The following is a 26,273-nucleotide window of genomic DNA, read 5'->3' as shown; positions in this document are numbered from 1 at the left end:
ATTAACTGTGTTTTTTTAATAACTTTTCGATTGCTTTACCAACCGCAAAAAATGCAAACGTTGCGGTAACATGGGTTGTTGCGCCAAAACCGCCGCTGCAATCTAAACGCATCGGCGAATTATTATCCTCAGAAACCTCTGGTTTTGCTAAGCAAATACCGCCTACATCAGTGGGATAACGTAACTGCTCGGTGGAAAAAACCGCATCAATGGCAAATTTTCGCTTGCTGACCTTGGCTAAATCCGCCCGAGGAAAATTAAATTCACGTCTTAATTGATTTTTCACCTTGGCTAGTAAGGGATCTTGGTAGGTTTTACTTAGATCTACTATTGCTATTTTACTAGGATCGACTTGGCCTCCAGCACCGCCAATAGTGATAATGGGTAATTTATTTCGTTTGCAGTGGGCAATTAATCGAGTTTTAATATCAACCGAGTCTATCGCATCAATGACATAATCATAGTTATGACTTAATAGTTCACGCAAATTATCGATAGTGATAAAGTCTTCAACCACAGAAACTTGGCATTGTGGATTAATTTGCTTGATGCGCTTTGCCATTACCTCAACTTTGCTTTCACCAATCGTGTTATCCAAGGCGTGAATTTGGCGGTTTATATTAGTAATACAAATATCATCAAGGTCTATTAATGTCAGATGCCCTATGCCATTTCTAGCAAGTGCTTCAGCTACCCAAGAGCCAACACCGCCAATACCAATAACACAAAAGTGTGAATTTTGAAGAATGTCAGCGCCGGGTTGACCATAAAGGCGGGCAATACCACCGAATCTTAACGAGTAATCAGACATAGTTACCAAGAATAGAAGTTTAAAAAGAGATTGGCGCTATTATAACGAGTAATCTTGATTCTATAAAAGTAAATTAGCTGACAAATGCACTGAGTTATCAACAAAAACAGCGACTAAGTATGCATTTTTTATTGGTACATGCTTGGTTGCTATTACTGGCAGCGAGCTTTGATGCTAAAGAAAGCAGTTTTTGCTCGATAATAACACTTACTACAGACAATATAATAAATAAAAGCGGTATAACAACAAAGGCTGTAATGACGTCAATAACAATAATAAATGGGATTATTGCCAATAAGAAAAATAACGCTGTTAATGCCAGTGAATGTACAAGCTGAAATAACCTAATAGTTTTTATCATGAGAGTATCCTTCATTAAATGATTGCCTTTTGTCTATAAGGTTATAATAACCCTTGCACCGTAAAATTAATGGTGGCATATTTGCCATACTTAATGCTAAAAGTGACATGACATGCCATTGGTATGCAATAAAATTAGGAGACAGTATGAAGGTATTAATTTTGGCTACGGATCATTGTATGGTGTCTGCTATATATGGGGTATTAGATGTATTTTCTACCGCCAATTATTGTATTAAACGCCGATATGGTGGTGGTGTGGATAATTTAGATTGTCAAATTGTCACCATAGATAATCAAAAAGTGACAGCCTATAACGGTATCGAAATAAAACCTACCCAGCTGTTAGACACAAAAGATGCACCTGATGTTATTGTGGTATCTTCTTCTGTTGAGGTGGTTATTGATTGTTGTGGTGATGATATTGATCTCACTGATAAAGAGCATATTAAGCAGTGGTTAGTTTATTGTCAGCAGCAGGGCACAGTGATCACCAGTTTTTGCACCGGTGCGTTTCTTCTAGCTTCCACAGGATTACTTGCAGGGAAAAAAGCGACTACTCATTGGCGCAGTGCCGACTTATTTCGTCGAGTCTTTCCATATGTCCGTTTAGATTGTGAACAATTGATTATTGATAACGGCGATATTATTTGCTCTGGAGGTTCATTATCTTATATTGATCTTTCATTGCATATAATCGAACGATTTATTGGCAAAGAAGTCGGTTCGGATTGTGCAAAATTACTGGTTTTTGATCCCGTCAGGGAAAAACAGTCACCTTATGTTTCTTTTAAAGCGCAGAAGAAACATGAAGATAAAGCAATTTTAGCGGCGCAGGATTGGCTTGAACGGCATTATAAAAATAATATCTCTATGGAGCAGTTGGCGGAAAAAGTGGGTTTAGGGACGCGCACCTTCAAACGTAGGTTTAAACAGGCAACGAATGAAAATCCATTGAACTATCTGCAACGAATTCGTGTTGAGCTGGTAAAAGATAAACTAGAGAAAACAACAGATGCTATTAATGAGATTATCTGGTCTGTGGGTTATGAAGATATTAGCAGTTTTAGACAACTTTTTAAGCGATTTACCGGACTAACACCTAAGGGGTATCGACAAAAATTCTCCTATTAAGGTAAATTATCGATGAAATTAGCTTTTTAGTATTTATTTTATGAATACCAGTTATTGTTATTTTAAATAAAAAGTATAGTCGAAATACGCTGTTTTGTGTGTTTTTTGACCTATTTTTGGTGGTTTTACTGTGGCAGACAAGAAGAAAAAACAATAAATTGATAGCGCTTTTTCGTATAAATAAATGGATTAGCGAGAAAATACTTAGGTAACAATGGTAAATTGTTGCCAAAACTTGGCCAAGGTATGATAAAAAATGCAAAAAAAAGGCAGCAAATGCTACCTTTTTGGTTTGTTACTAACCTAATAATATACGCTTTTTGAGTTAAAGTAGATGTTTAAAACCTACTTTAAGCGTTTAGGCTACTTTATCTTTTAGATAAGGAAACAAACTCACGGTCAACTTCACCGGTATATTTTTGACGAGGACGACCAATTTTTTGTCCAGGTTGAGATAACATTTCATCCCAGTGTGAAATCCAGCCAACAGTTCTAGACATAGCAAAAATCACAGTAAACATACTGGTTGGAATGCCAATAGCTTTTAAGATGATACCTGAGTAAAAATCTACGTTAGGGTAGAGTTTTTTCTCAATAAAATATGGGTCTTCTAACGCTACTTTTTCCAATGCCATAGCAACATCGAGTAAAGGATCATTAATACCAAGCTCTTTAAGTACTTCATGACATGTTTCACGCATTACTGTTGCACGTGGATCAAAATTTTTGTAAACACGATGACCAAAGCCCATCAGGCGGAAAGGATCGTTTTTATCTTTTGCTTTAGCAACAAATTCATCAACTCTATCTAAGCTACCAATTTGTTCAAGCATGGTTAAACAAGCTTCATTAGCGCCGCCATGTGCAGGTCCCCAAAGTGAAGCAACACCTGCAGCGATACAAGCATAAGGGTTTGCACCAGATGAGCCAGCTAAACGTACGGTTGATGTAGAGGCGTTTTGTTCATGATCTGCATGCAGGGTAAAGATTCTATCCATTGCATTGGCAATTGTTGGGCTAACAACATATTCTTCTGCAGGTACAGAGAACATCATATGTAAAAAGTTTTCTGCGTAAGTAAGATCATTACGTGGATAAACAAAAGGTTGGCCAACACTATATTTATACGCCATAGCTGAGATGGTAGGCATTTTAGCGATTAAGCGATGAGCACTACGTTTGCGCTGCTCAGGATCAGTAATATCTAAATCGCTGTGATAGAAAGATGATAAAGCTCCTACAACGCCACAAAGCATTGCCATTGGGTGCGCATCAGGTAGGAAACCATGGAAGAAGTGAGCAAGTTTTTCATGAACCATAGTATGGTTTGTGATAACACCTCTAAACTCATCATATTCCGTTTGTGTCGGTGCATTACCGTTTAACAGGATATAACAAACTTCTAAGTAATCAGCTTCTTTTGCTAGGCTATCAATAGGATAACCGCGATGTTGTAAAACGCCTTTACCACCATCTATAAAAGTGATTGATGACTCACATGATGCCGTTGCTAAAAAGCCTGGGTCATAAGTGAAATAGCCATTGCTTCCCAGGGTTCTAATATCAATTACGTCGGTACCTGCAGTGCCTTTGAGAATAGGCAGTTCGGCAATTTCTTTACCGTCAATACTTAGCGAGGCTTTTGAATCAGCCATATGTTTTATCCCCTATTTTTTTTAATGTACAATTTGTGTACTGATTATCTGGTTATAACTGGTAGATAAGAATAGCTCTTATTTACAAGAAGATTGGAAAAATAATCAGTTTTTTTTGACTTAACTTGGGTAAATCGAACTGCCGACATTCTACCTCAATTTCTAATTAAATTGTAATAGGCATTCGACTAAAGTTTGACGGGCATCATAGAACAGGTTAAAAAATAACCATAAACTATTATTGCACAAGGAAAATTGAATTTATTCCTTATCGGCTATATAATCTAGCCGTTCTGTGATTGTTTTTTGTAACTTCGCGATTAAGTAAATAAGACGGCGAGTAAACAGCTTATCTGTTTAGTATGCTTACTGTGTTAAAATTACTGTTCTATTATACGAAAGTATTAATATAATTACTTAGCCAACGGGGCTTAAGTTAGCTATTATTACGCGACTCGGTTAACTGGAGGAATAAGTGTTAATTTATTCTTCTATACAAAAGACAGTTACCGTGCATTTCGGGAATTACTTATTTAGTAATCTCTTTAGTGTTCTTTTGTGTTACGTAAATTATAAAGGGTGCTAAATTCTAAAAAGGTAGTTCATGAGTAACAATAATAAAAGTTGACGGCTTTCGAGCTCTGTAGGCAACAATTGTGAAAAAACAACGTCCTGTAAATCTAGATCTAACTACAATTAAGATGCATCCGGCTGCTAATGCCTCTATTCTTCACCGAGTTTCTGGTGTGATTATGGTATTTGCAATTGGTATCTTATTGTTGACCCTTTCAACCTCTCTTTCTTCTGCTGAAGGATTCGCCCAAGTTCAAGATTCTTTGAGTGGCTTTTTCTTTACCTTTATTATTTTTGGCTGTCTTTCAGCTTTGACTTTCCATGTATTAGCCGGTGTTCGCCACTTGTTTATGGACCTAGGTCACTTTGAAGAACTCGCTTCAGGTAATCATAGTGCCAAAGTTATAATGATTCTTTGGTTAGTTATCTCAGCAATTATAGGAGTTTGGTTATGGTAGGCGTCGTCGCATCGGTAGGCCGTAATGGCGTACATGATTTTATTCTTCTAAGAGCTAGTGCAATTATTCTTGTACTATACACCTTACTGCTTGCTGGATTTTTTGTAGTAACACCTAGTGTTACTTATGATGAATGGCAAGGGTTCTTTGCTTGTATGAGCGTAAAAGTCGCCACAATGCTAGCGCTGCTTGCGTTACTTGTGCATGCTAAAATTGGCGTTTGGCAAGTATTGTCAGATTACATCAAACCTGCATTTTTACGTGGTACATTGCAGTTTTTCTTTTCAGTTCTATTATTAGCCTACGTTGTGTTTGGCTTTTCAATTGTGTGGGGTGTGTAAGTGAGCGTTCCTATTCGTGAATTTGACGCCATCGTTATTGGCGCAGGCGGTGCAGGTATGCGCGCTGCATTAGCTATTTCAGAATCAGGCAAATCTTGTGCCTTGATTTCTAAAGTATTTCCAACTCGTTCTCATACTGTATCTGCTCAAGGTGGTATTACCGTTGCGTTAGGTAATGCCCATGAAGATCATTGGGAACAACATATGTACGATACTGTTAAGGGCAGCGATTATATCGGTGACCAAGATGCAATTGAATACATGTGTAAAACTGGCCCTGAGTCAGTGATAGAATTAGAAAAAATGGGTTTACCATTTTCTCGTACCGAAGAAGGTAAAATCTACCAACGTCCGTTTGGTGGTCAATCTAAAAACTTTGGTGGTGAACAAGCAGCAAGAACTGCTGCTGCGGCTGACCGTACTGGTCATGCCTTATTACATTGTTTGTACCAACAAAATGTTAAAAACAAAACTAATGTTTACTCTGAGTGGTACGCATTAGATTTAGTTAAAAATAGTGATGGTCATGTTGTTGGTACTACTGCTATTTGCATTGAAACTGGCGAAGTTGTTTACTTTAAAGCCCGTGCAACTGTTTTAGCTACGGGTGGAGCGGGTCGTATCTTTGCTTCAACAACTAATGCTCACATCAACACAGGTGATGGTGTCGGTATGTCGCTTCGTGCTGGCGTTCAAATGCAAGACATGGAAATGTGGCAGTTCCACCCAACAGGTATTGCTGGTGCAGGTGTACTGGTCACAGAAGGTTGTCGTGGTGAAGGTGGTTATCTTTTAAATAAAGATGGCGAACGCTTTATGGAACGTTATGCACCAAACGCTAAAGATTTAGCTGGTCGTGATGTTGTCGCTCGTTCAATGATGACAGAAATTCGTGAAGGTCGTGGTTGTGATGGTCCTTGGGGTCCACACATTAAGCTTAAGCTTGATCATCTAGGTAAAGAGACATTAGAAAAACGTTTACCAGGTGTTTGTGATTTATCAAGAACCTTTGCTCATGTTGATCCTGTGGAAGAGCCAATTCCTGTTATTCCTACCTGTCACTACCAAATGGGTGGTGTGCCTTGTAATGTTAATGGTCAAGCGATTAACGTTGCCGCTGATGGTAGTGAAACTATCGTTGAAGGTTTATTTGCTGTAGGTGAGATTGCGTGTGTATCTGTTCATGGTGCAAACCGCTTAGGTGGTAACTCGTTACTTGATTTAGTGGTATTTGGCCGCTCAGCAGGTAACTTCTTAGGTACTTACTTAAATGATACTGAAAATGGTAAAGATGCTTCAGAATCTGATTTAGAAGCAGCATTAGCACGTACAAACCGTTGGGAATCATCAGTTAGAGGTGAAGATCCGGTACAAATTCGTAAAGACCTACAAAACTGTATGCAAATGAACTTCTCGGTATTCCGTGAAGGTGATGCTATGGCTAAAGGGATGAAAGAATTAACGGAAATACGTGAACGTCTTCAGTCAGCACATTTAAATGATAAGTCATCTGAATTTAACACCCAACGTATTGAGTGTTTAGAATTAGATAACTTAATGGAAACTGCTTTTTGTTCTGCAAAAGCGGCTAACTTCCGCACTGAATCTCGTGGCGCACATGCTCGTCAAGACTTCACTGAACGTGATGATGATAATTGGTTATGCCATTCAATCTATTCACCTGACACTGAAGACATGACAAAACGTGATGTAAACATGATGCCTGTTCATCGTGAAGCCTTCCCACCTAAAGCACGTGTTTACTAAGGATAAATAAAATGAAACAAGTATTTTCTATTTACCGTTACAATCCTGATGTAGACGCTAAGCCGTACATGAAACATTATGAGCTTGAAGTACCAGAGGGTTCAGATATGATGGTTCTTGATGCCTTGATCTTATTAAAAGAACAAGATTCATCTTTGTCATTCCGTCGTTCTTGTCGTGAAGGTGTATGTGGCTCCGATGGTTTAAACATGAATGGTAAAAATGGCTTAGCATGTATTACGCCTTTATCAGAGTTGAAGGCAGATACTATTGTATTACGCCCGCTACCTGGTTTACCTGTAGTACGTGACTTAATTATTGATATGTCTCAATTTTACGCGCAATATGAAAAAATTAAGCCATACTTGATTAACGATGCACAGCAACCTGCTCGTGAAAACATACAATCGATTGAAGACCGAGATAAATTGGATGGTCTTTATGAATGTATTTTATGTGCATGTTGTTCAACGTCTTGTCCTTCTTTTTGGTGGAATCCTGATAAATTTATCGGTCCTGCCGGTTTATTACATGCTTATCGATTCTTAATTGATAGCCGTGATACTGCTACAGAAGAGCGTTTAGACGGTTTGCAAGACGCATATAGTGTGTTCCGTTGTCACGGAATTATGAACTGTGTTGACGTTTGTCCAAAAGGATTAAACCCAACCAAAGCTATTGGTCATATTAAAACTATGCTATTGAGCCGAGCGGTGTAACTGGTAAATTAGCATCGAAAGGCAAAGTAGGGCAATATCTAACCTTATAGTTAGATATTGCTACTAGTTTATCAATAAAGTTTTGTATGTTTTCTTTGATAAACATAGTGTAATTACAATTTAACCGTAATCGCTTATTATAATTTAAGCGGTTATTTATTTTTTGCTTTACCCCAGCAAGGAAAAGGCAATGCCAGAAGGTGTAATGAAGGCTTGGCTAGAGTCTTCCCATTTAAACGGTGGTAACATCGTTTATATAGAAGAGTTGTACGAATCATACCTAGATAACTCGGCTTCTGTATCCGCAGAATGGCGCGAAATCTTTTCAGAACTTCCTAAAGTTGAAGGTAGTGATGTGGAATATCGCCACAGTGCTATCCGTGAAGAATTTAAAGTTTTAGCTAAGCAACAACAAAAGCAAGTTGTAACTTCCGGTGGCGACGCCAAACAAGTTAAAGTATTACAACTGATCAATGCTTTTAGAGTGCGCGGTCATCAAAACGCAAATTTAGATCCTTTAGGTTTATGGCAGCGAGATAAGGTTCGTGATTTACAATTATCTCATCATGATCTCTCCGAAAACGATTTCGATAAAGAATACAATGTCGGTTCGTTTGCCATCGGTCAAGACGCGATGAAACTAGGCGATTTATACAAAACGCTGAAGAAAACGTATTGTAGTTCGCTTGGTGCAGAATATATGCACATTACCTCAACAAGTGAAAAACGTTGGCTGCAAGATAGAATCGAATCGATTCAAGCACAATTAACCTTAAGTGTAGATGAAAAAACAGAAATCCTTAAGGGTTTAATTGCTGCCGATGGTTTAGAAAAATATCTTGGTGCTAAATTTCCCGGAGCGAAACGTTTTTCATTAGAAGGTGGCGATGCACTCGTCCCTATGCTTAAAGAATTAATCACTCGTGCTGGTGCTGCTGGTACAAAAGAAGTGGTTATGGGTATGGCTCACCGCGGCCGTCTTAATGTGCTAGTCAATGTTATGGGTAAGAACCCATCGAAATTATTTGATGAATTTGGTGGTAAGCATGATGAAGCATTAGGCTCTGGCGATGTCAAATATCACCAAGGTTATTCATCAGATTTTGTAACACCTGGTGGCAATGTTCATTTAGCGTTAGCATTCAACCCATCTCACCTTGAAATTGTTAATCCTGTGGTTATTGGTTCAGTTCGCGCACGTTTAGACCGACGTGATTGTAGCCAGGGTGATTTAGTTTTACCTATTACTATTCACGGTGATTCAGCTATTGCTGGACAAGGCGTTGTGCAAGAAACCTTTAATATGTCTCAAGCCAGAGCGTTTAAAGTTGGCGGTACGGTAAGAATTGTTGTTAATAACCAAGTTGGTTTCACAACATCGAATCCAAATGATACTCGCAGTGGTGAGTACTGTACTGAAATAGCTAAAATGGTTCAGGCGCCAATTTTACACGTTAATGGTGATGATCCTGAAGCGGTTATTTTAGCGACACAAATAGCGTTAGATTATCGCAATGAATTTAAGCGTGATGTCGTCATTGACTTAGTTTGTTATCGCCGTCACGGGCATAATGAAGCTGATGAGCCAAGTGCCACACAGCCAATAATGTATAAAACCGTTAAAAAGCATGCAACACCTCGTCAGTTGTATGCAGACCAACTCATGAATGAAGGTAGCTTAAATAAAGCTAAAATCGATGAGTTAACCGCCTATTACCGTAAGTTACTTGATGAAGGTCAATGTACGGTAGAGCAATGGCGCCCAATGACAGAACATTCTGTTGACTGGACTCCGTATATTGGTCATGAATGGGATGATGATTATGATAAAGCAATCAGTCTTGATAAGCTCAAAGCTTTAGCCACTAAAGTAACGGATTTTCCTGAAGACCATAAAGTACACTCGCGTGTTAAAAAGATCTATGACGATCGCATGAAAATGGCTAATGGTGAAAAATTACTTGATTGGGGAATGGCAGAAAACATTGCTTATGCATCGATTGTTGACTCTGGCTCTAGAGTAAGAATCACGGGTCAAGATGCAGGTCGCGGTACTTTCTTCCATCGTCATGCTGTGTTGCATAACCAAGAGGATGGTAGTACTTATTTACCTTTGCAAAATATCAGCGAAGGTCAAGGTCCTTTTGATGTGCATGATTCAGTGTTATCAGAAGTGTCTGTGCTTGCCTTTGAATATGGCTACACCACAGCAGAGCCTGCAGGTTTAACCATTTGGGAAGCCCAGTTTGGTGATTTTGCTAACTGTGCACAAGTGGTATTTGATCAATTTATTTCATCAGGTGAACAAAAGTGGGGACGCTTATGCGGCTTAACTATGCTGTTGCCTCATGGTTATGAAGGACAAGGGCCTGAGCATTCATCAGCTCGGTTAGAGCGTTTTTTGCAACTTTGTGCTGATCATAATATGCAAGTTTGTGTTCCCTCTACACCAGCGCAAGTATTTAATATGCTTCGTCGTCAAGTGGTTCGTCCTATGCGTCGTCCATTAGTCGTTATGTCGCCGAAATCATTATTACGTCATCCATTAGCGGTTTCATCTTTAGAGGAATTAGCTACAGGTGAATTTAAAAGTGTTATTGGCGAAATAGATGACTTAGCGCCAGAATCGGTTGAGCGTGTTGTTTTTTGTAGTGGTAAAGTTTACTACGAATTATTAGAACAACGTCGTAAAAATGAGCTAAATAACGTTGCGATTGTGCGAATTGAGCAATTATATCCTTTCCCAGAGAAAGAACTTCAAGCAGCGATAAAAGATTATCAACACGTGAAGCAATTTGTTTGGTGTCAGGAAGAACCTCAAAATCAGGGCGCTTGGTATTGTTCTCAGCATCATTTTAGAGCAGCTATCCCTGAAGGAACCTATTTGACTTATGCCGGACGTAATGCTTCAGCAGCACCTGCGTGTGGTTATATGTCTATGCATGTAAAAGAACAACAAGCGCTTGTCACTCAAGCGTTAACTTTGGACTAACATGAACGAGAAAGCCAGCGCTTGTTATACAAGCGCTAATGTTAGATAAGAGCAGATTAACTATTGAGTGCACTAGCTTGTCAAGCTACGAACATAGACGTGACGATAGGCAAAGTGCAAAAAGTTTGTAAGGAATAAAATAAAATGACAACCGAAATTAAAGTGCCGGTATTACCTGAATCAGTTGCTGATGCAACAGTTGCTACTTGGCATGTACAAGTAGGTGAAAAATTTAGCCGTGATCAAGTACTAGTAGATATTGAAACGGATAAAGTAGTGTTAGAAGTACCTGCTACCGCTGATGGTGTATTAACTGATATCAGCCAAGCTGAAGGTGCAACGGTATTAGGTGATCAAGTGATAGGTACCTTCTCAGAAGGTGCTGAGGCTACAGCCAGTGCACCTGCACCAGCTGAGTCAACCTCTGTTACGACGGGTAGCAATGCAAAAATCATTGATATTTTAGTGCCTGTGTTACCCGAATCAGTAGCCGATGCAACTGTTGCAACTTGGCATGTAGCTGAAGGTGATGTGGTAACTGCTGATCAAAATTTAGTGGATATTGAAACAGATAAAGTTGTACTTGAAGTAGTTGCTCAAGATAATGGCGTTGTTGGTAAAATACTGCATGTCGAAGGTGATACAGTATTAGGTCAACAAAAAATTGGTGAATTAGCTGCTGGGGCAACCGCAACATCAGCACCAGCTGCTGATAAATATGAAGCGGTTAGTGCAGATGAATTAGCAAGCCCATCGGTACGTCGTTTAATGACGGAGAAAGGCTTATCAGCTAGTGACGTAACTGGCTCAGGTAAAGGCGGTCGAATTTCTAAGGAAGACGTTGAAGCTGCTGTTGCCGCAAAAAGCGCGCCTAAAGCTGCAGCACCTGCTGCCGCTGCCCCTGTAGTTCAGGATCTAGGTGAACGTAGTCAAAAACGTGTGCCAATGACGCGTTTACGTAAAACTATTGCCACAAGGTTATTAGAAGCGAAAAATTCAACAGCCATGTTAACCACGTTTAATGAAGTTAACATGAAGCCAATTATGGATTTACGTAAGCAATATAAAGATATTTTTGAAAAAACCCATGACACACGTCTAGGGTTTATGTCCTTCTACGTTAAAGCGGTAACCGAAGCACTCAAACGATATCCAGCAGTCAATGCATCAATTGATGGTGATGATATCGTTTATCATAACTTCTTCGATATTTCTATTGCGGTATCTACGCCTCGCGGTTTGGTAACACCAGTACTTCGTGATGCAGACCAACTTAGCATGGCGGGTATCGAAAATGGTATACGTGATTTAGCAATCAAAGGTCGTGATGGTAAGTTGGCTATGGCTGATATGACCGGCGGTAACTTTACTATTACCAACGGCGGCGTATTTGGTTCGTTGCTTTCTACACCTATTCTAAATTTACCACAAGCAGGTATTTTAGGGATGCATAAGATACAAGACAGACCTATGGCAGTTGATGGTAAAGTTGAAATTTTACCTATGATGTATCTAGCGCTTTCTTATGATCACCGTTTAATAGATGGTAAAGAGTCTGTTGGTTTCTTAGTGACAATTAAAGAGTTGTTAGAAGATCCAACACGTCTACTTTTAGATGTATAGCATCAAAATGTAACGCAGAGAAAAAATAATTGCTGAATAGACTATAGTATTAGCTCTTTTGTCTACCGTCACTAGAGCTTTTGTACTATAATTTGTCAACTTTTCATTGGCTTTCGTTTGTTTGATTCTTTTAATGTGTATTTTTTATTAAAGTTTATTATTAAAAGCGTAAACAAATGCTAGCTTTCATTTACAGATAAATGGATAAAACACCATGAATTTGCATGAGTATCAAGCGAAACAATTATTCGCTGAATATGGTTTACCAGTTTCTGAAGGTTTCGCTTGCGATACCCCTCAAGAAGCTGCAGAAGCTGCTGCCAAAATTGGCGGCGATATGTGGGTTGTTAAAACTCAAGTACACGCGGGCGGCCGTGGTAAAGCTGGCGGCGTTAAGCTGGTTAAAACCAAAGAAGAGATCAAAGAGTTTGCACAACATTGGTTGGGTAAAAACTTAGTAACGTATCAAACAGATGAAAATGGTCAGCCAGTATCTAAAATTTTAGTTGAAAGCTGTACTGATATCGCTAACGAATTATATCTTGGTGCTGTTGTTGATCGTGCTTCTCAAAAAGTTGTTTTCATGGCCTCTACCGAAGGTGGTGTTGAGATTGAAACCGTTGCGGAAGAAACACCTGAATTGATTCATAAAGCTGAAATTGATCCTCTTGTAGGCCCTCAAGCATATCAAGCACGTGAATTAGGTTTTAAATTGGGTTTAAACCCAACGCAAATGAAGCAATTTGTTAAGATCTTTATGGGTCTTGCTAACATGTTTAACGACTTTGATTTTGCCTTATTAGAAATTAATCCGTTAGTTATCACTGATGAAGGTAATCTTCACTGTTTAGACGGAAAAATTGGTATTGACGGCAATGCGTTATATCGTCAACCTAAAATCCGTGAAATGCACGATCCATCACAAGAAGATGAGCGTGAAGCGCATGCTGCTCAGTGGGAACTTAACTATGTAGCATTAGACGGTAACGTTGGTTGTATGGTTAACGGTGCTGGCCTTGCAATGGGTACAATGGATATCGTTAACTTACACGGCGGCAAACCTGCTAACTTCCTTGATGTTGGTGGCGGTGCTACCAAAGAACGTGTTGCTGAAGCATTCAAAATCATTCTTTCTGACGACAACGTTAAAGCTGTTTTAGTTAACATCTTTGGTGGTATCGTGCGTTGTGACATGATTGCTGAAGGTATTATTGGCGCAGTTAAAGAAGTTGGTGTTCAAGTGCCAGTTGTTGTACGTTTAGAAGGTACAAACGCTGAATTAGGTCGCGAAGTTCTTAAGAACTCTGATGTTGCTATCATTGCAGCTGAGTCATTAACCGATGCAGCGACTAAAGTTGTTGCAGCTGCGGAGGGCAAGTAATGTCTGTATTAATTAACAAAGATACTAAAGTTATCTGTCAAGGTTTTACTGGTGGTCAAGGTACTTTCCATTCAGAACAAGCAATTGATTACGGTACACAAATGGTAGGTGGCGTAAGCCCAGGTAAAGGCGGTCAAACGCATTTAGGCCTTCCAGTATTTAACACAGTACGTGATGCAGTAGAAGCAACTGGCGCAACAGCAACAGTTATCTACGTTCCTGCTCCTTTCTGTAAAGATGCTATTTTAGAAGCTATCGATGCTGGTATCGAGATTATCGTTACTATCACTGAAGGTATCCCAACGTTAGACATGGTTGACGTAAAAGTTAAACTTGAAGAGTCTGGCGTTCGCATGATTGGTCCAAACTGCCCAGGTGTTATCACACCAGGCGAAACTAAAATTGGTATCATGCCAGGTCACATTCACAAGCCAGGTAAAGTTGGTATTGTTTCACGCTCTGGTACTTTAACGTACGAAGCAGTTAAGCAAACTACTGATGCAGGTTTTGGCCAATCTACTTGTGTAGGTATTGGTGGTGACCCAATTCCAGGTACTAACTTCATTGACGTATTAGAAATGTTCCAAGCTGATGACCAAACTGAAGCAATCGTAATGATTGGTGAAATTGGTGGTACTGCAGAAGAAGAAGCTGCTGAGTACATAAAAGCTAACGTTACTAAGCCTGTTGTTTCTTACATTGCTGGTGTTACCGCACCTGCTGGTAAGCGTATGGGTCACGCTGGCGCGATTATCGCTGGTGGTAAAGGTACAGCTGATGAGAAATTTGCAGCATTAGAAGCGGCTGGTGTTAAAACAGTTCGTTCTTTAGCGGAAATTGGCTCTGCACTTAAAGAGAAAACAGGTTGGTAGGCTAGTAGCTTACAGCTTGTAATCTTTAATAAAAACCCGCTATCTAGCGGGTTTTTTGTTTTTATAGTTACTTATCTTTAGCATCTTTTCTTCTGCTGCTTTCCTTATGTTTTTAGGTGGTATTTCAATAACCTATTAAATTATATACAGTTTATGCATTTTATCTATTAATACATTGTCGCGGTGGCGACGACACCCAAAGGGGGCTAAACGCCGAGCCCCCTCTGGACTCTCCCGGCGCTGCTAATCAAGTGTGAACCTACATTCAAGGCAATATCTTCGACGTAACGGCAAAGAACGCACATCCATGTGCTACTTTGCCTTTGCCATCATCCATGATGGCAATACGTGAATATTGCCTTTCATTTCGGCACTTGATTCAAGCAGACTTGGCGCTTGTTGATAGGAGGGGGGATTATAATAAAGTTTTTGTGGCTTCAAATAGACGGTGTTCATTGGGTTTTCTAACCGTGCCAAGAGCCAAATACCCATCTCAGCAATGAAATGACCAACGAGCATGAGTAGGCCTCGACCCGAGACAGAACGTCGAGGGCTGCCGTTGTACATGGATGATAAATCGGCAGGTATCGTGGGCTACGTTCGTTTGTTATTGAATGTACTGCTGAGTTGGGGCTCCGAGGGAGTCCAGAGGGATGCCGGAGGCAGTATCCCTTTGGGTGTTGTCGCCACCGCGACGCCAAGCAGAGAATCAAACTCCAAGCATTTGTTATTGAATGTTCTACTGAGCAGGGAATCCCCCTGCGCTGCTAATCAAGTGTGATCCTCCATTCAAGGCACTTGATTCAAGCAGACTTGGTGTTTGTTGATCGGGAAGGGAATTTAAGAACAGATTAGGTTTTGTTAGAGTAAAAAACTCTTATTTTGAATGATTAGCGAACTTTGCCAAGAGCTTAAATAACCATCTCAGCAATGAAATGGCCAACTAGCAGATGTAGGCCTCGATCCGAGACAGGACGTCGAGGACTGCCGTTGTTCATGGATGATAAATCGGCAGGTATCGTGGGCTACGCTCATTTGTTATTGAATGTTTTGCTGAGTTGGAGCTCCGTGGGGTTCCAAGGGGAGGCCGGAGGCAGACTCCCTTTGGGTGTTGTCGCCACCGCGACGCCAAGCAGAGAATCAAAATCCAAGCAATAATTAAGTATAACCCACCATGATGAAGACATGTAAAGTGTCAGTCAAACCAAGCCATGACGTTACATGGTTGTAACTTATTAGACAATGCAGGTGCATGTTGTCCTGATGGCCAAGGCTGCCGCTTTCATGGGCGACCTTTATAATAGAATAAGCGCAGGCATTGACTGTAAACTCAAAATTGTTATTCATGCTGTCACCACCGCGACGCCATGCAGACTTGTTGCATTTTGATAATATTCATCACGCTATACAGTGATCACAATCACATGGTATATTAGTTGATAGTGCAGATAATAAACAAGATGTAATAATAATGACTGCAAGCAAACGGTTAATTAATCCTAAAAAACACCAGCCAAAAAGGTTGGCACTACTACAAAAAAAACGCTTATATCGAGCTATTATAGGTTTTGGTATTTTTTTTGTTGGTTGGTTGGTTGTTATTTTAAGTGCAGTATTTGATATTTCCGATATTAAGCTTATAAACGTATTCATTGGTGTTGCAATTTGCCTAGTAACACAAGTGTTACTATTCTATTTACTCAAGACTGATAAAAATCTCCGATTTAGTGATCCTAATTTAACAACAGTTCAACTGTTAAATGCCACATTTTGGATAACCACAGCTATGATCTTAATGCCTGAAATAAAAGGTATTATGGTATTTTTTAGCTTTATTTGTTTACTGTACAGCATCTACCATACCTCAAAAATGGCGTTGTTTTTATTACCAATAACATCAATCATAGGTTTAGCTATCGCTGATTTTTCTTATTACCTTCAATACCCCAATGAATTTAGCTTAGAGTATCAAGCTGTCGAATTTGCTGTATTTACTTTATCTGCAATTTGGATAAGTATTATTGCCAATTTCAGCTTGAAATTAAGAAATAAACTTAGCCAACAAAGAGAAGAGATATTGACTAGTAATCAATTACTCGCTCTTCAAAATGAACAAGACCCTCTAACGGGATTGAAAAACCGACGTTATTTTGATGAAAAGTTTACCATTGAATACAAAAGAGCGAGTCGTAATCGTAGTTCTTTATCAATGGTTATGATGGATTTAGATAATTTCAAGAAAATCAACGATACCTACGGGCACGATGCTGGTGATGTGTGTTTAAAGTTTATTGCGAGTCTGCTAGCTGAAGAAGTTGTCAGAACTGGTGATGTACTTGCACGTTATGGTGGAGAAGAGTTTGTTATCTTATTGCCTAACACGGCAAGTACTCAAGCATTTCAATTAGCACTTCAGTTGAAAGATAAAATTAACAAAAGTATCTTTAACTATACTAATTCAATTAACGTCGAGCTTAGCTTAACGGCTAGTTTTGGTGTCAGTGGTTACAATGAGAATAATGTGACTAGCCAAGATGAGTTATTAATCACTGCTGATAAAGCGCTATACCAAGCAAAATATTTAGGGCGTAATCAAGTTCAATTATACCAATCGATTTAATTTTTTGTATTCAGTATGATTAAAATAAGAATATATCAGACAAATTTTTGATCTATCTCATCGGCTAGAGCGCTGAAATTTCATATAAGTTCATATTATCTTCATTTTTTAGTAAATAAACTGTCATATAGCTTAATTATATTAAAGAAAATCAACAATATGAGTATTTAATATGAAAGACAGCGAATGGCAAGAATTAGATTTTAGTGATTTTGAAGATATTCAAGTGTGTGAAAAAAAGAAAAGCAAAAAGCAAAATAAGCGCAAATGGCGTGAAATTGAAGCCTTTAAAGAGCAACAACGGCAGAAAAGAGAATTAGATTTTTGTGATAATTATTATTCTTATTAGGTGTGTCTTAGGGTTTGAGTTACACGGAGTAAGCTTGCAATTAATTTTGAAAACCCTCGGTTGTAGCTCGGTGCAGTAGTTCAAATTAGGTCAGAGCAACTACATTTGAGCTACGCCTAGCCTAGCGGCATTAAATTAACCTTTATTCTTCACCTTCTTTATCTTTTGGCGCAGGACATTGAGTGATAACTTCATCTTTTCCGTCTTTATTCTCTTGTATAATCTGCACATCAAATTGCCATAGATAGTGTAAATGCTTAAGCACTTCATCTTTTGAATCCCCCAGTTTAATATCATTGTGTGGTGTGTACCGCAGTGTTAATGAACGATCCCCTTCAATATTAGCATCAACTATTTGAATATTTACCTCTATGTTGCTCAAATTGTATTGCTCAGCTAGCTTTTGTCGGATTTTTTTATAGCCTTGCTCGTTATGTATTGCACCTATTTCCACGTAGTTATTTTGGTCATCGTCATGTATATGGAATAGCTTAAAATCTCGAATTAATTTAGGTGACAAATACTGACTAATAAAACTTTCATCTTTAAAGTTTTTCATAGCGAAATGAACTGTCTCTAGCCAATTACTGCCAGCAATATCCGGAAAGAATGCCCTATCTTCGTCCGTAGGGTGTTCACAAATGCGTCTAATGTCAATGAACATATTAAAACCTAGCGCATAAGGGTTAATGCCTGAGTAGTATTTACTATTGTATTCAGGTTGGGCGACCACATTGGTGTGACTGTGTAGAAACTCTAACATAAACTTATCTGTGACTAAGCCCTCATCATAAAGGTGATTTAACAGGGTGTAGTGCCAAAAGCAGGCCCATCCCTCATTCATAACCTGTGTTTGCTTTTGCGGGTAAAAATATTGAGATATTTTTCGGACAATGCGGACTATTTCGCGCTGCCAAGGTTTTAACAACGGAGCATTTTTTTCGATGAAGTATAAAATGTTTTCCTGTGGCTCAGAAGGAAATTTACTTTGTTGTTTATCTTTGGTTTTCTTTTGGTCAGGTAAAGTTCGCCACAAGTTGTTAACTTGAGATTGCAAATATTTTTCTCGTTTTGTTTGACGCTTTAACTCTTCTTCTAATGATATTTTTTGTGGCCTTTTATATCTATCTACGCCATGATTCATCAAAGCATGGCAAGCGTCTAAAGTCGCTTCAACCTCATCTATACCATGGCGGTGCTCGCATTTTGCGATATAGTTTTTGGCGAATAATAAATAATCAATAATAGAGCTAGCATCGGTCCATGAGGTAAATAAATAATTGCCTTTAAAAAATGAGTTGTGACCATAACAAGCATGCGCCATAACTAAGGCTTGCATTGGCATAGTGTTTTCTTCCATAAGGTATGAAATACAAGGGTCAGAATTAATGACTATTTCATAGGCTAACCCCATTTGTCCTCGTTTATAAGTTTGCTCGGTTTGTATAAATTTTTTACCAAATGTCCAATGGTTATAGCCAATAGGCATGCCAACACCCGCATAAGCATCCATCATTTGTTCTGCAGTGATAACCTCAATTTGATTGACGTAGGTGTCAAGTTGGTAGTGGGCAGCAACCCTGGCAATTTCGGTTTGATATTGCTCAAGTAATTCAAATGTCCAATCAGGACAGTCATTTAATGGGGTTACTTTTGCTGATTTCTTTTTAGATGTTGTTACCATAATTTCACCTATTTTGTTTACATTGATTCTTTAGGCAGCACTTGTGGTGTTCTTCTTAAATAACTCTCTAAATATCGGATATATATCTGAGACTTCTTTGATATGAGCCGTGGCAAAATTTGTATGTGATTCTTTAAGTTGCTGATATTGCTGCCATAGTGTTTGGTGAGCACGTTGCGTTATTTCAATATAGCTGAAATAGCGAGTTCTTGGTAAAATCTGTTTTTCGAGCAATGATTTACAGTGCGGAGAGTCATCAGCCCAGTTATCACCATCTGACGCTTGTGCGCCATAAATATTCCATTGGTTATCATTGTAGCGCTCGTTGATAATATTATTCATCAGCTCTAATGCACTAGATGCTATGGTGCCGCCGGTTTCTTGCGAGTAAAAGAATTCTTGTTCATCCACTTCTTTAGCTTGAGTGTGATGACGAATATAAACCACCTCAATATTTTTATAAGTTCGGCTCAAGAATAAGTACAGTAAGATATAAAAACGTTTAGCTATATCCTTAGTTGCCTGATCCATTGAACCTGATACATCCATTAGGCAAAACATCACCGCTTTTGATGTGGGAACGGCTTGTTTAGTAAAGTTTCTAAAGCGCAAATCAAAGGTATCAATAAAAGGCACTTTGGCGATTTTATTCTCTAACTCAGTAATTTTTTCATTAATTTTTTGGATTTCGCTCACATGATCATGGGTATCTTGATTAAGCAACTGTAATTGTTGTTTTAGCTCTTTTAGCTGTCGCCTTTTTGATGATGTCATGGCTATACGCCTAGCAATAGAGCCTTGTAGTGATTTGACAATATCTATATTTGACGGCACACCTTCTGCGCAAAAACCAGAGCGAACAGTTTTGTATTCAATTAATTTATCGAGTTGATTTTTTTCTAAATTAGGGAGTTCTAAATCTTCAAACAGTAGGTTTAAATATTCCTCTTTGGATATAGAAAAAGTAAAGTCGTCTTCACCTTCACCGCTGTCACTAGCATCGCCTTTTCCGCTACCTTGTCCTTGTTGTCCTGGTGGTTTTTTTATACGATCACCCGTAGAAAATTGATCATTACCTGGGTGAACTCTATCGCGAACACCTCCACTTCCTTGATGGAATACCGGCTCAGAAAGGTCTTTTTTAGGGATGATAATATTTTCACCAGATTGTATATCAGTGACACCACGCTGGTTAATCGCGTCAGATACCGACTTTTTTATCTGGTTTTTATAGCGCCTTAAAAAACGCTGACGATTAACCGTACTTTTATTTTTACTATTAAGTCGTCTATCAATAAAATTAGCCATTCTGGCTCCTTATCTCTTAACTACAATGCGTTACCTTTAGTTTGATAAGCAATAACGTTAGCCTAATGAGACATTTAAGAAGACTTTCTTACGCGCAAGTACCATTCAGATAATAATCTAACTTGTTTTTGGGTGTAGCCTTTACTCATCATTCGTTCAACAAAATCATCATGTTTTTGTTGATCATCTTTAGATGTTTTTGAGTTGAAAGAAATAACCGGCAGTAAATCTTCGGTATTAGAAAACATTTTTTTCTCAATGACGGTACGTAACTTTTCATAGCTAGTCCATAATGGGTTTTTACCGTTATTACTGGCTTTTGCCCTCAAAACAAAATTGACAATTTCATTACGAAAATCTTTAGGGTTACTGATTCCTGCGGGTTTCTCTATTTTTTCCAGCTCTTCATTCAGCGACTGTCTATCAAATAGTTGTCCTGTTTCAGCATCACGGTATTCTTGATCTTGTATCCAAAAATCAGCATAAGTAACGTAGCGATCAAAAATATTTTGTCCATATTCAGAGTAAGACTCTAAATAGGCGGTTTGTATTTCTTTACCTATAAATTCAACGTATTGAGGCGTTAAATATCCTTTGATAAATTCAAAATACCGCTCTGTGGTTTCCTTTGGTAACTGCTCACGCTCTATTTGTTGCTCAAGTACATAAAACAAGTGTACTGGGTTAGCCGCTACTTCAACATTGTCAAAATTAAACACACGTGAGAGTATTTTAAAGGCGAAACGTGTTGATAAGCCTGACATTCCTTCGTCAATACCTGCATAATCTTTATACTCTTGATAGGACTTGGCCTTAGGATCAGTGTCTTTTAACGTTTCACCATCATAAACGCGCATTTTAGAGTAGATGCTGGAATTTTCGGGGTCTTTTAATCGAGACAGTACTGAGAATTGCGCTAGTATTTCTAGCGTGTCAGGCGCACATTGCGCGGTTTTTAACTCGCTGTGCTCCAGCAATTTTTTGTAAATGTTAACTTCTTCAGAAACCCGCATACAATAGGGTACTTTAACAATATAAACCCGGTCTAAAAAGGCTTCGTTATTCTTGTTGTTTCTAAACGTTTGCCATTCAGATTCATTAGAATGAGCCAATAAAATACCATTAAAGGGTAATGCCGATAAGCCTTCAGTGGGATTGTAGTTGCCTTCTTGGGTTGCAGTGAGTAAGGGGTGTAACACTTTAATTGGCGCTTTAAACATCTCTACAAATTCCATAACCCCTTGGTTAGCCCTACACAATGCACCCGAGTAACTATAGGCATCTGCATCATTTTGGGCATAATGTTCAAGTTGCCTAATATCAACTTTCCCAACTAGTGCTGAAATATCTTGATTGTTATCATCGCCTGGCTCTGTTTTAGCTATGGCAATTTGGTCTAAAATTGAAGGGTAGACCTTAACGACTTTAAATTGAGCAATGTCACCTTTAAATTCATGTAAACGTTTTGCCGCCCAAGGTGAAATTATGTTGTTTAGGTAGCGTGATGGAATATTGTATTCTTCTTGTAGGATTTTGCCATCAGAGTGAACGTCAAATAAACAAAAAGGGTGATCATTAACAGGGCTGCGCTCACCATTAGCACTTAATACATAAATCGGCTCTTGCTGCATTAACGCTTTTAGCTTTTCAGCTAAAGAAGATTTACCACCACCAACAGGGCCGAGTAAATATAATATTTGCTTTTGCTCTTCTAACCCTTGAGATGAGTGCTTTAGATAAGAAACAATTTGTTCTATGGCATCTTCCATGCCATAAAAATCTTTAAACGCAGGATATCGGTTGATAACTCTATTCGAAAAAATTCGACTTAGCCTTGGGTCGGTGGCGGTATCAATCGTTTCAGGTGTTCCGATTGCGCTTAATAGCCTTTCAGAGGCACTAGCATAGGCAAGCTTATTGTCTTTACATAAGGTCAAAAACTCTTGTAAGTTGAATTCTTCTTGCTGAGCCTGTTCATAACGAGCTTGATAATGTTGAAAAATAGTCATAACAATCTCCATAAGCTTGGGTGTAATAATTGCTAACAGTAAATTTACTAGAGCCTTAAATTAAGATTAGTTGCTTTGGCTGATATTGCTAATATAAATGTTATTTAATTGCATTGTTCCCAGATAAAAAGTTTGTCAGATCAATTAATTGCTTTTTTAATTTTTTATAAAAGTTGTTGAATCAAATTTCCTTGTCTACACTCATTTTAGTTAGTGGTTCAAAATAACAATAACCTTGTGTAACAGTAACTAGTAGGTCTCTATGAATTTTTTTAAAACATTATCGGTGCGTTACAAAATACTTTTAATTCCAATGGTTGGAGCGTTAGGTTTTTGCAGTTACCTCGCAATTACGTTAATAGCGATGTCGAACATAGTTACTCAGCTTGATGGCGCTTATCGAGTTGAATACCAATTACTACAAACCTCAGAGTACAGTTTGGTTCGCCTTGACAAGCTTAAAGAAACCCTGGGGAATGCGGCGACTATGGGGGAGGCTGATTTACTGGAAACAGCTAATGTTTACGCTCAGGAAACTCGAGACAAACTCGAAAGAAACATTCAAGCAGACCAAGATAATGCGAGTTTTTTACGGTCATTACTGGTTGATTTTAATGAATATTATAAATTAGCTTATGCGCTATCAAAAGAGATGGTTGATGGCACTGCAGACTTTGCAACCTTAGGACAGCGAAGTCAAGAGATGCTAGGCAAATTAACTGCATTGCAAAGTAAGTTAAACACCTTTAGAGCCGAGCGCTATGAGTCTTTTAAAAATGCCTTTGAATCAGTTAATGAGGAGGCAGAATCGACCTCAACCACAGGGGTTATTGTCGGGGTTGTTACCATCATTGTTTTATTTGCAGTGGCTATTCCTGTGGCTAAAACCATTAGCTCTAATTTACGAGATATTATCTATTCCATGAAAAATATTGCCCAAGAAAATGGTGATTTAACGGTGCGGTTAACCACTACCAGCAAAGATGAAATGGGCGATTTGGTTTTCTGGTTTAATAGCTTTATTGAAAAATTACAAGGGGTAATTAAAAATGTTGTAGACACTGCATTACCTCTTGCTGAAACAGCCAGTACTATTTCAACACTCTCTAACAGTACCATTGAGTCATTTAACCGCCAATCTGAAAGTGTTATTCAATCGAGACAGTCGGTAGAAGAAATGAGTAATAGTGTTGCTGAAATTACAACTAATGCGGCTGATGCAGCTAATGCGGCTAAAAATGCTAATACCGAAGCTGAAAAAGGAAAACAAGTTGTTGAGCTAACCGTATCAGGGATTCAGCATTTAGCTAAAAATGTTACAGAGGCAGCTGAAACAATAAACCTACTGCAAGAAGACACCGATAGAGTCAATGTCGTTCTCGAGGTTATTCGAGGTATTGCAGAGCAAACCAATTTATTAGCCCTAAATGCTGCAATTGAGGCAGCAAGAGCTGGTGAGCAAGGTCGTGGTTTTGCGGTTGTTGCTGATGAAGTGAGAAACCTTGCATCGAGAACCCAAGAGTCAACAGAAGAAATAAATCAAATGTTAGGTCAATTGCAAGGAGCGGCCAAAAAAGCTGTAACCATGATGGAGAGTTCGCGTTCGAGCGTTGAAGATAGTGTTAAAACAGCAAACGAAGCTGGGGATAGCTTAGTTGTGATCACTGACACGGTAAATACAATTGCAGAAATGAATGGTGCTATAGCGGTTGCAACAGAGCAACAACACCAAGTTTCAGGGGTTATGGTAGGTCATGTTGAAGACATACAATCTTGTGCGGATGAAGCTTCTAAAGCGTCTGATGAAGTCGCCTCTGTTAGTGAACATTTAACTAGCCTAGCATCGGAATTAGAATCAGTTGCTAGACAGTTTAAGGTATAGGTATTGATGAAAATACACTTTTTCATTATTCAATTGATTAAATAATAAGAGTAAACACTGGGAGTAAATATGAAAAACTTACACAAAGCTTTAATTCTATCTAGTGCGATTTTTGCAGCAAATAGCCAAGCGGAAATCACACTCAACGGTTTTGCATCAATTGTTGGTGGAGTCACAACATCAAGTGACGATACTCTATATGGTTATGATCAAGATATTGACTTTAGCCAAGGTTCATTATTTGCCATTCAAGCATCAGCAGATCTTGGGGATAGTTTAACCGCTACAGTACAATTGTTAGCGAGAGGAGAAAATGATTGGGATCCTGATTTTGAATGGGCTTATATCGCGTATGATGCCAGCGATAACTTGCGTGTTTTAGCCGGGCGACAACGCGTCCCTTTTTATATGTATTCGGACTTTCTTGATGTCTCTTACGCATACCCTTGGATCACACCTCCAGAAGGTGTTTATAGTGTTGCGTTTGATACCTTCGATGGTTTAGGGGCGATATACTCAACGAGTATGGGTAGTTTTGATGCTAATTTTCATATGATTTATGGTGGCAATAATTCTGAAATTACTGTGGCAGGTGAAACCGTCAAACCTGATTTTATTGACTCAATGGGGCTTGTAGCCACCATAACTAGAGATTGGCTAACGCTTCGAACAGGGTATTTACAAACCGAGATGAATATTCCATTGCAAGGCACTCAACCCCTTATTCAAGGTTGGCAAGCTGCTGGGTTTGATAGTGTCGCAAATGATATTAATGTGATGAAAGATACCGGGTCGTTTCTAGAGTTTGGTTTTCAAATTGACTATAACAATTGGCTCGTGATTGGTGAATATACCGAACTGAACCTAGATGGTACAATCCTTCCGAATCAAGATTCATTTTATGTGTTAGCAGGCTACCGTTTTGATAATATGCTAGTACACGTTACCTATGGTGAAGATGATGATGCAAGGGATAGAGTCACCGAGAATGTGCCAGTTGTCGATCAGTTATTACCATTACTGGTACCAACTAATGGACTGTCTGATTCTCAAAAAAATCAAGCAAGCTATATAAACCTTGGTTTGCGTTGGGATTTTCATGACTCAGCAGCACTAAAATTTGAGTATATGTCCTACAGTGATGATCTTAATAGTAATAATGATGCAGGCTTGTTCCGTACCGCATTAGTAGCGGTTTTTTAAAACGATACATCTTATTACTTATTAACGGAGTCAATTATGAATAAATTCTTTAAAACAAGTATCTGTAGTACTCTATTGATTAGTTCGTTTTGCTATGCTGATATTGCCGTGGTGGTTAATCATGAAAATAACTCGGTACTTTCAGACAGTGATATATCACGGTTATTTTTAGGTAAATTGAAAAAATTTACTTCTGGTGGTAAAGCGGTTGCTATCAATTTGAAACTAGGCAGCGATACACGAAATGAATTTGAAACTAAAGTCTTGGGTAAAAGCGCGAGTCAAATAAAAGCTTACTGGTCAAAAAGAGTTTTTTCAGGTAAAGGTAAACCACCACCAGAGCTTGTTTCTGATAAGGATGTTTTATCGATGGTGGCGTCAGATAATAATATGATTGCTTATGTCGATGCAGCAAGCGTTGATGACTCGGTTAAAGTGGTTAAAGTTTTTTAGTTAATTTTTATAAAATATAAGTAATTAATTTAATTCTGAGTATTCAATAGGATTATCTTAGTTACTGCATATTTGGAGT

General features: G+C 38.6%; 21 protein-coding genes. 14 read left to right on the top strand and 7 right to left on the bottom strand.

Annotated features, from left to right (window positions below; genetic code table 11):
• Position 1 precedes the first annotated feature (1 nt).
• Together tcdA and ABXG98_RS12585 are read right to left on the bottom strand one after the other, a co-directional pair.
• Positions 2-811 carry a tRNA cyclic N6-threonylcarbamoyladenosine(37) synthase TcdA gene (gene tcdA / locus ABXG98_RS12590; protein ID WP_353539043.1) on the bottom strand — a complete coding sequence of 270 codons (810 nt, stop codon included), beginning with the start codon at positions 809-811 and terminating at the stop codon, positions 2-4.
• A gap of 97 nt (positions 812-908) precedes the next feature.
• Positions 909-1,172 (bottom strand): hypothetical protein, encoded by a 264-nt coding sequence (locus ABXG98_RS12585; RefSeq protein WP_353539042.1) that lies wholly within the window; start codon positions 1,170-1,172, stop codon positions 909-911.
• Between the two features lie 146 nt (positions 1,173-1,318).
• Between ABXG98_RS12585 and ABXG98_RS12580 the strand changes: the two genes are divergently transcribed.
• Positions 1,319-2,305 carry a GlxA family transcriptional regulator gene (locus ABXG98_RS12580; protein ID WP_353539041.1) on the top strand — a complete coding sequence of 329 codons (987 nt, stop codon included), beginning with the start codon at positions 1,319-1,321 and terminating at the stop codon, positions 2,303-2,305.
• 368 nt (positions 2,306-2,673) lie between these two features.
• On the opposite strand, the gene ABXG98_RS12575 is transcribed toward ABXG98_RS12580, so the two are convergent.
• Positions 2,674-3,960 (bottom strand): citrate synthase, encoded by a 1,287-nt coding sequence (locus ABXG98_RS12575; RefSeq protein ID WP_353539040.1) that lies wholly within the window; start codon positions 3,958-3,960, stop codon positions 2,674-2,676.
• A 656-nt stretch (positions 3,961-4,616) separates the two neighbouring features.
• Here ABXG98_RS12575 and sdhC point away from each other — a divergent pair.
• From sdhC to sucD, 8 genes are all read left to right on the top strand, one after another.
• Positions 4,617-4,991, top strand: coding sequence for a succinate dehydrogenase, cytochrome b556 subunit (sdhC, locus tag ABXG98_RS12570; RefSeq protein WP_353539039.1), 375 nt, complete (start codon positions 4,617-4,619; stop codon positions 4,989-4,991).
• Positions 4,985-5,332 carry a succinate dehydrogenase, hydrophobic membrane anchor protein gene (sdhD, locus tag ABXG98_RS12565; RefSeq protein WP_353539038.1) on the top strand — a complete coding sequence of 116 codons (348 nt, stop codon included), beginning with the start codon at positions 4,985-4,987 and terminating at the stop codon, positions 5,330-5,332. Before sdhC ends, sdhD begins: the two co-directional genes overlap by 7 nt.
• Positions 5,333-7,099: a succinate dehydrogenase flavoprotein subunit gene (sdhA, locus tag ABXG98_RS12560; protein ID WP_353539037.1), complete on the top strand. Its 1,767-nt coding sequence runs from the start codon at positions 5,333-5,335 to the stop codon at positions 7,097-7,099.
• An 11-nt stretch (positions 7,100-7,110) separates the two neighbouring features.
• Complete coding sequence (locus ABXG98_RS12555; RefSeq protein WP_353539036.1) at positions 7,111-7,818, top strand: succinate dehydrogenase iron-sulfur subunit; 708 nt, start codon at positions 7,111-7,113, stop codon at positions 7,816-7,818.
• Between the two features lie 190 nt (positions 7,819-8,008).
• Positions 8,009-10,810 carry a 2-oxoglutarate dehydrogenase E1 component gene (locus ABXG98_RS12550; RefSeq protein ID WP_353539035.1) on the top strand — a complete coding sequence of 934 codons (2,802 nt, stop codon included), beginning with the start codon at positions 8,009-8,011 and terminating at the stop codon, positions 10,808-10,810.
• Positions 10,811-10,954: 144 nt separating this feature from the next.
• Positions 10,955-12,433: a 2-oxoglutarate dehydrogenase complex dihydrolipoyllysine-residue succinyltransferase gene (gene odhB, locus ABXG98_RS12545; protein WP_353539034.1), complete on the top strand. Its 1,479-nt coding sequence runs from the start codon at positions 10,955-10,957 to the stop codon at positions 12,431-12,433.
• 214 nt (positions 12,434-12,647) lie between these two features.
• Positions 12,648-13,814 (top strand): ADP-forming succinate--CoA ligase subunit beta, encoded by a 1,167-nt coding sequence (sucC, locus tag ABXG98_RS12540; protein ID WP_353539033.1) that lies wholly within the window; start codon positions 12,648-12,650, stop codon positions 13,812-13,814.
• Positions 13,814-14,686 carry a succinate--CoA ligase subunit alpha gene (sucD, locus tag ABXG98_RS12535; RefSeq protein ID WP_353539032.1) on the top strand — a complete coding sequence of 291 codons (873 nt, stop codon included), beginning with the start codon at positions 13,814-13,816 and terminating at the stop codon, positions 14,684-14,686. Before sucC ends, sucD begins: the two co-directional genes overlap by 1 nt.
• Positions 14,687-14,998: 312 nt before the next feature.
• Here sucD and ABXG98_RS12530 read toward each other — a convergent pair whose 3' ends face one another.
• On the bottom strand, positions 14,999-15,205 hold the full coding sequence (locus ABXG98_RS12530; protein ID WP_353539031.1) for a hypothetical protein: 207 nt from the start codon (positions 15,203-15,205) through the stop codon (positions 14,999-15,001).
• A 952-nt stretch (positions 15,206-16,157) separates the two neighbouring features.
• On the opposite strand from ABXG98_RS12530, the gene ABXG98_RS12525 reads away from it, so the two are divergent.
• Together ABXG98_RS12525 and ABXG98_RS12520 are read left to right on the top strand one after the other, a co-directional pair.
• Positions 16,158-17,306 carry a GGDEF domain-containing protein gene (locus ABXG98_RS12525; protein WP_353539030.1) on the top strand — a complete coding sequence of 383 codons (1,149 nt, stop codon included), beginning with the start codon at positions 16,158-16,160 and terminating at the stop codon, positions 17,304-17,306.
• 172 nt (positions 17,307-17,478) lie between these two features.
• The gene (locus ABXG98_RS12520) at positions 17,479-17,655 is read left to right on the top strand and encodes a DUF3545 family protein (RefSeq protein ID WP_353539029.1); all 177 of its coding nucleotides are present in this window, start codon (positions 17,479-17,481) and stop codon (positions 17,653-17,655) included.
• 142 nt (positions 17,656-17,797) lie between these two features.
• On the opposite strand, the gene ABXG98_RS12515 is transcribed toward ABXG98_RS12520, so the two are convergent.
• The 3 genes from ABXG98_RS12515 to ABXG98_RS12505 all read right to left on the bottom strand — a co-directional run bounded on the left by ABXG98_RS12515 (position 17,798) and on the right by ABXG98_RS12505 (position 22,656).
• Positions 17,798-19,339 carry a SpoVR family protein gene (locus tag ABXG98_RS12515; protein ID WP_353539028.1) on the bottom strand — a complete coding sequence of 514 codons (1,542 nt, stop codon included), beginning with the start codon at positions 19,337-19,339 and terminating at the stop codon, positions 17,798-17,800.
• A gap of 30 nt (positions 19,340-19,369) precedes the next feature.
• Positions 19,370-20,647 (bottom strand): YeaH/YhbH family protein, encoded by a 1,278-nt coding sequence (locus ABXG98_RS12510; RefSeq protein ID WP_353539027.1) that lies wholly within the window; start codon positions 20,645-20,647, stop codon positions 19,370-19,372.
• 74 nt (positions 20,648-20,721) lie between these two features.
• Positions 20,722-22,656: a PrkA family serine protein kinase gene (locus ABXG98_RS12505; protein WP_353539026.1), complete on the bottom strand. Its 1,935-nt coding sequence runs from the start codon at positions 22,654-22,656 to the stop codon at positions 20,722-20,724.
• A 262-nt stretch (positions 22,657-22,918) separates the two neighbouring features.
• Between ABXG98_RS12505 and ABXG98_RS12500 the strand changes: the two genes are divergently transcribed.
• From ABXG98_RS12500 to ABXG98_RS12490, 3 genes are all read left to right on the top strand, one after another.
• On the top strand, positions 22,919-24,538 hold the full coding sequence (locus ABXG98_RS12500) for a methyl-accepting chemotaxis protein (RefSeq protein WP_353539025.1): 1,620 nt from the start codon (positions 22,919-22,921) through the stop codon (positions 24,536-24,538).
• Between the two features lie 69 nt (positions 24,539-24,607).
• On the top strand, positions 24,608-25,741 hold the full coding sequence (locus ABXG98_RS12495; protein ID WP_353539024.1) for a porin: 1,134 nt from the start codon (positions 24,608-24,610) through the stop codon (positions 25,739-25,741).
• 36 nt (positions 25,742-25,777) lie between these two features.
• Positions 25,778-26,194 carry a type 2 periplasmic-binding domain-containing protein gene (locus ABXG98_RS12490; protein WP_353539023.1) on the top strand — a complete coding sequence of 139 codons (417 nt, stop codon included), beginning with the start codon at positions 25,778-25,780 and terminating at the stop codon, positions 26,192-26,194.
• Positions 26,195-26,273 lie beyond the last annotated feature (79 nt).

It is taken from the genome of Colwellia sp. KU-HH00111, assembly GCF_040362745.1.
Classification (GTDB): domain Bacteria; phylum Pseudomonadota; class Gammaproteobacteria; order Enterobacterales; family Alteromonadaceae; genus Colwellia.
This window is presented reverse-complemented; position numbering and strand designations above follow the sequence as displayed.

Excerpts from the sequence above, each read along its gene's own strand:
- sucC (WP_353539033.1), top strand. The coding sequence starts at position 12,648 with ATGAATTTGCATGAGTATCAAGCGAAACAATTATTCGCTGAATATGGT.
- ABXG98_RS12495 (WP_353539024.1), top strand. The coding sequence starts at position 24,608 with ATGAAAAACTTACACAAAGCTTTAATTCTATCTAGTGCGATTTTTGCA.
- ABXG98_RS12580 (WP_353539041.1), top strand. The coding sequence starts at position 1,319 with ATGAAGGTATTAATTTTGGCTACGGATCATTGTATGGTGTCTGCTATA.
- ABXG98_RS12550 (WP_353539035.1), top strand. The coding sequence starts at position 8,009 with ATGCCAGAAGGTGTAATGAAGGCTTGGCTAGAGTCTTCCCATTTAAAC.
- ABXG98_RS12575 (WP_353539040.1), bottom strand. The coding sequence starts at position 3,960 with ATGGCTGATTCAAAAGCCTCGCTAAGTATTGACGGTAAAGAAATTGCC.
- ABXG98_RS12510 (WP_353539027.1), bottom strand. The coding sequence starts at position 20,647 with ATGGCTAATTTTATTGATAGACGACTTAATAGTAAAAATAAAAGTACG.
- odhB (WP_353539034.1), top strand. The coding sequence starts at position 10,955 with ATGACAACCGAAATTAAAGTGCCGGTATTACCTGAATCAGTTGCTGAT.
- sdhD (WP_353539038.1), top strand. The coding sequence starts at position 4,985 with ATGGTAGGCGTCGTCGCATCGGTAGGCCGTAATGGCGTACATGATTTT.
- ABXG98_RS12520 (WP_353539029.1), top strand. The coding sequence starts at position 17,479 with ATGAAAGACAGCGAATGGCAAGAATTAGATTTTAGTGATTTTGAAGAT.
- ABXG98_RS12585 (WP_353539042.1), bottom strand. The coding sequence starts at position 1,172 with ATGATAAAAACTATTAGGTTATTTCAGCTTGTACATTCACTGGCATTA.
- ABXG98_RS12505 (WP_353539026.1), bottom strand. The coding sequence starts at position 22,656 with ATGACTATTTTTCAACATTATCAAGCTCGTTATGAACAGGCTCAGCAA.
- sucD (WP_353539032.1), top strand. The coding sequence starts at position 13,814 with ATGTCTGTATTAATTAACAAAGATACTAAAGTTATCTGTCAAGGTTTT.
- tcdA (WP_353539043.1), bottom strand. The coding sequence starts at position 811 with ATGTCTGATTACTCGTTAAGATTCGGTGGTATTGCCCGCCTTTATGGT.
- ABXG98_RS12490 (WP_353539023.1), top strand. The coding sequence starts at position 25,778 with ATGAATAAATTCTTTAAAACAAGTATCTGTAGTACTCTATTGATTAGT.
- ABXG98_RS12525 (WP_353539030.1), top strand. The coding sequence starts at position 16,158 with ATGACTGCAAGCAAACGGTTAATTAATCCTAAAAAACACCAGCCAAAA.
- ABXG98_RS12530 (WP_353539031.1), bottom strand. The coding sequence starts at position 15,205 with ATGCTCGTTGGTCATTTCATTGCTGAGATGGGTATTTGGCTCTTGGCA.
- ABXG98_RS12555 (WP_353539036.1), top strand. The coding sequence starts at position 7,111 with ATGAAACAAGTATTTTCTATTTACCGTTACAATCCTGATGTAGACGCT.
- ABXG98_RS12515 (WP_353539028.1), bottom strand. The coding sequence starts at position 19,339 with ATGGTAACAACATCTAAAAAGAAATCAGCAAAAGTAACCCCATTAAAT.
- ABXG98_RS12500 (WP_353539025.1), top strand. The coding sequence starts at position 22,919 with ATGAATTTTTTTAAAACATTATCGGTGCGTTACAAAATACTTTTAATT.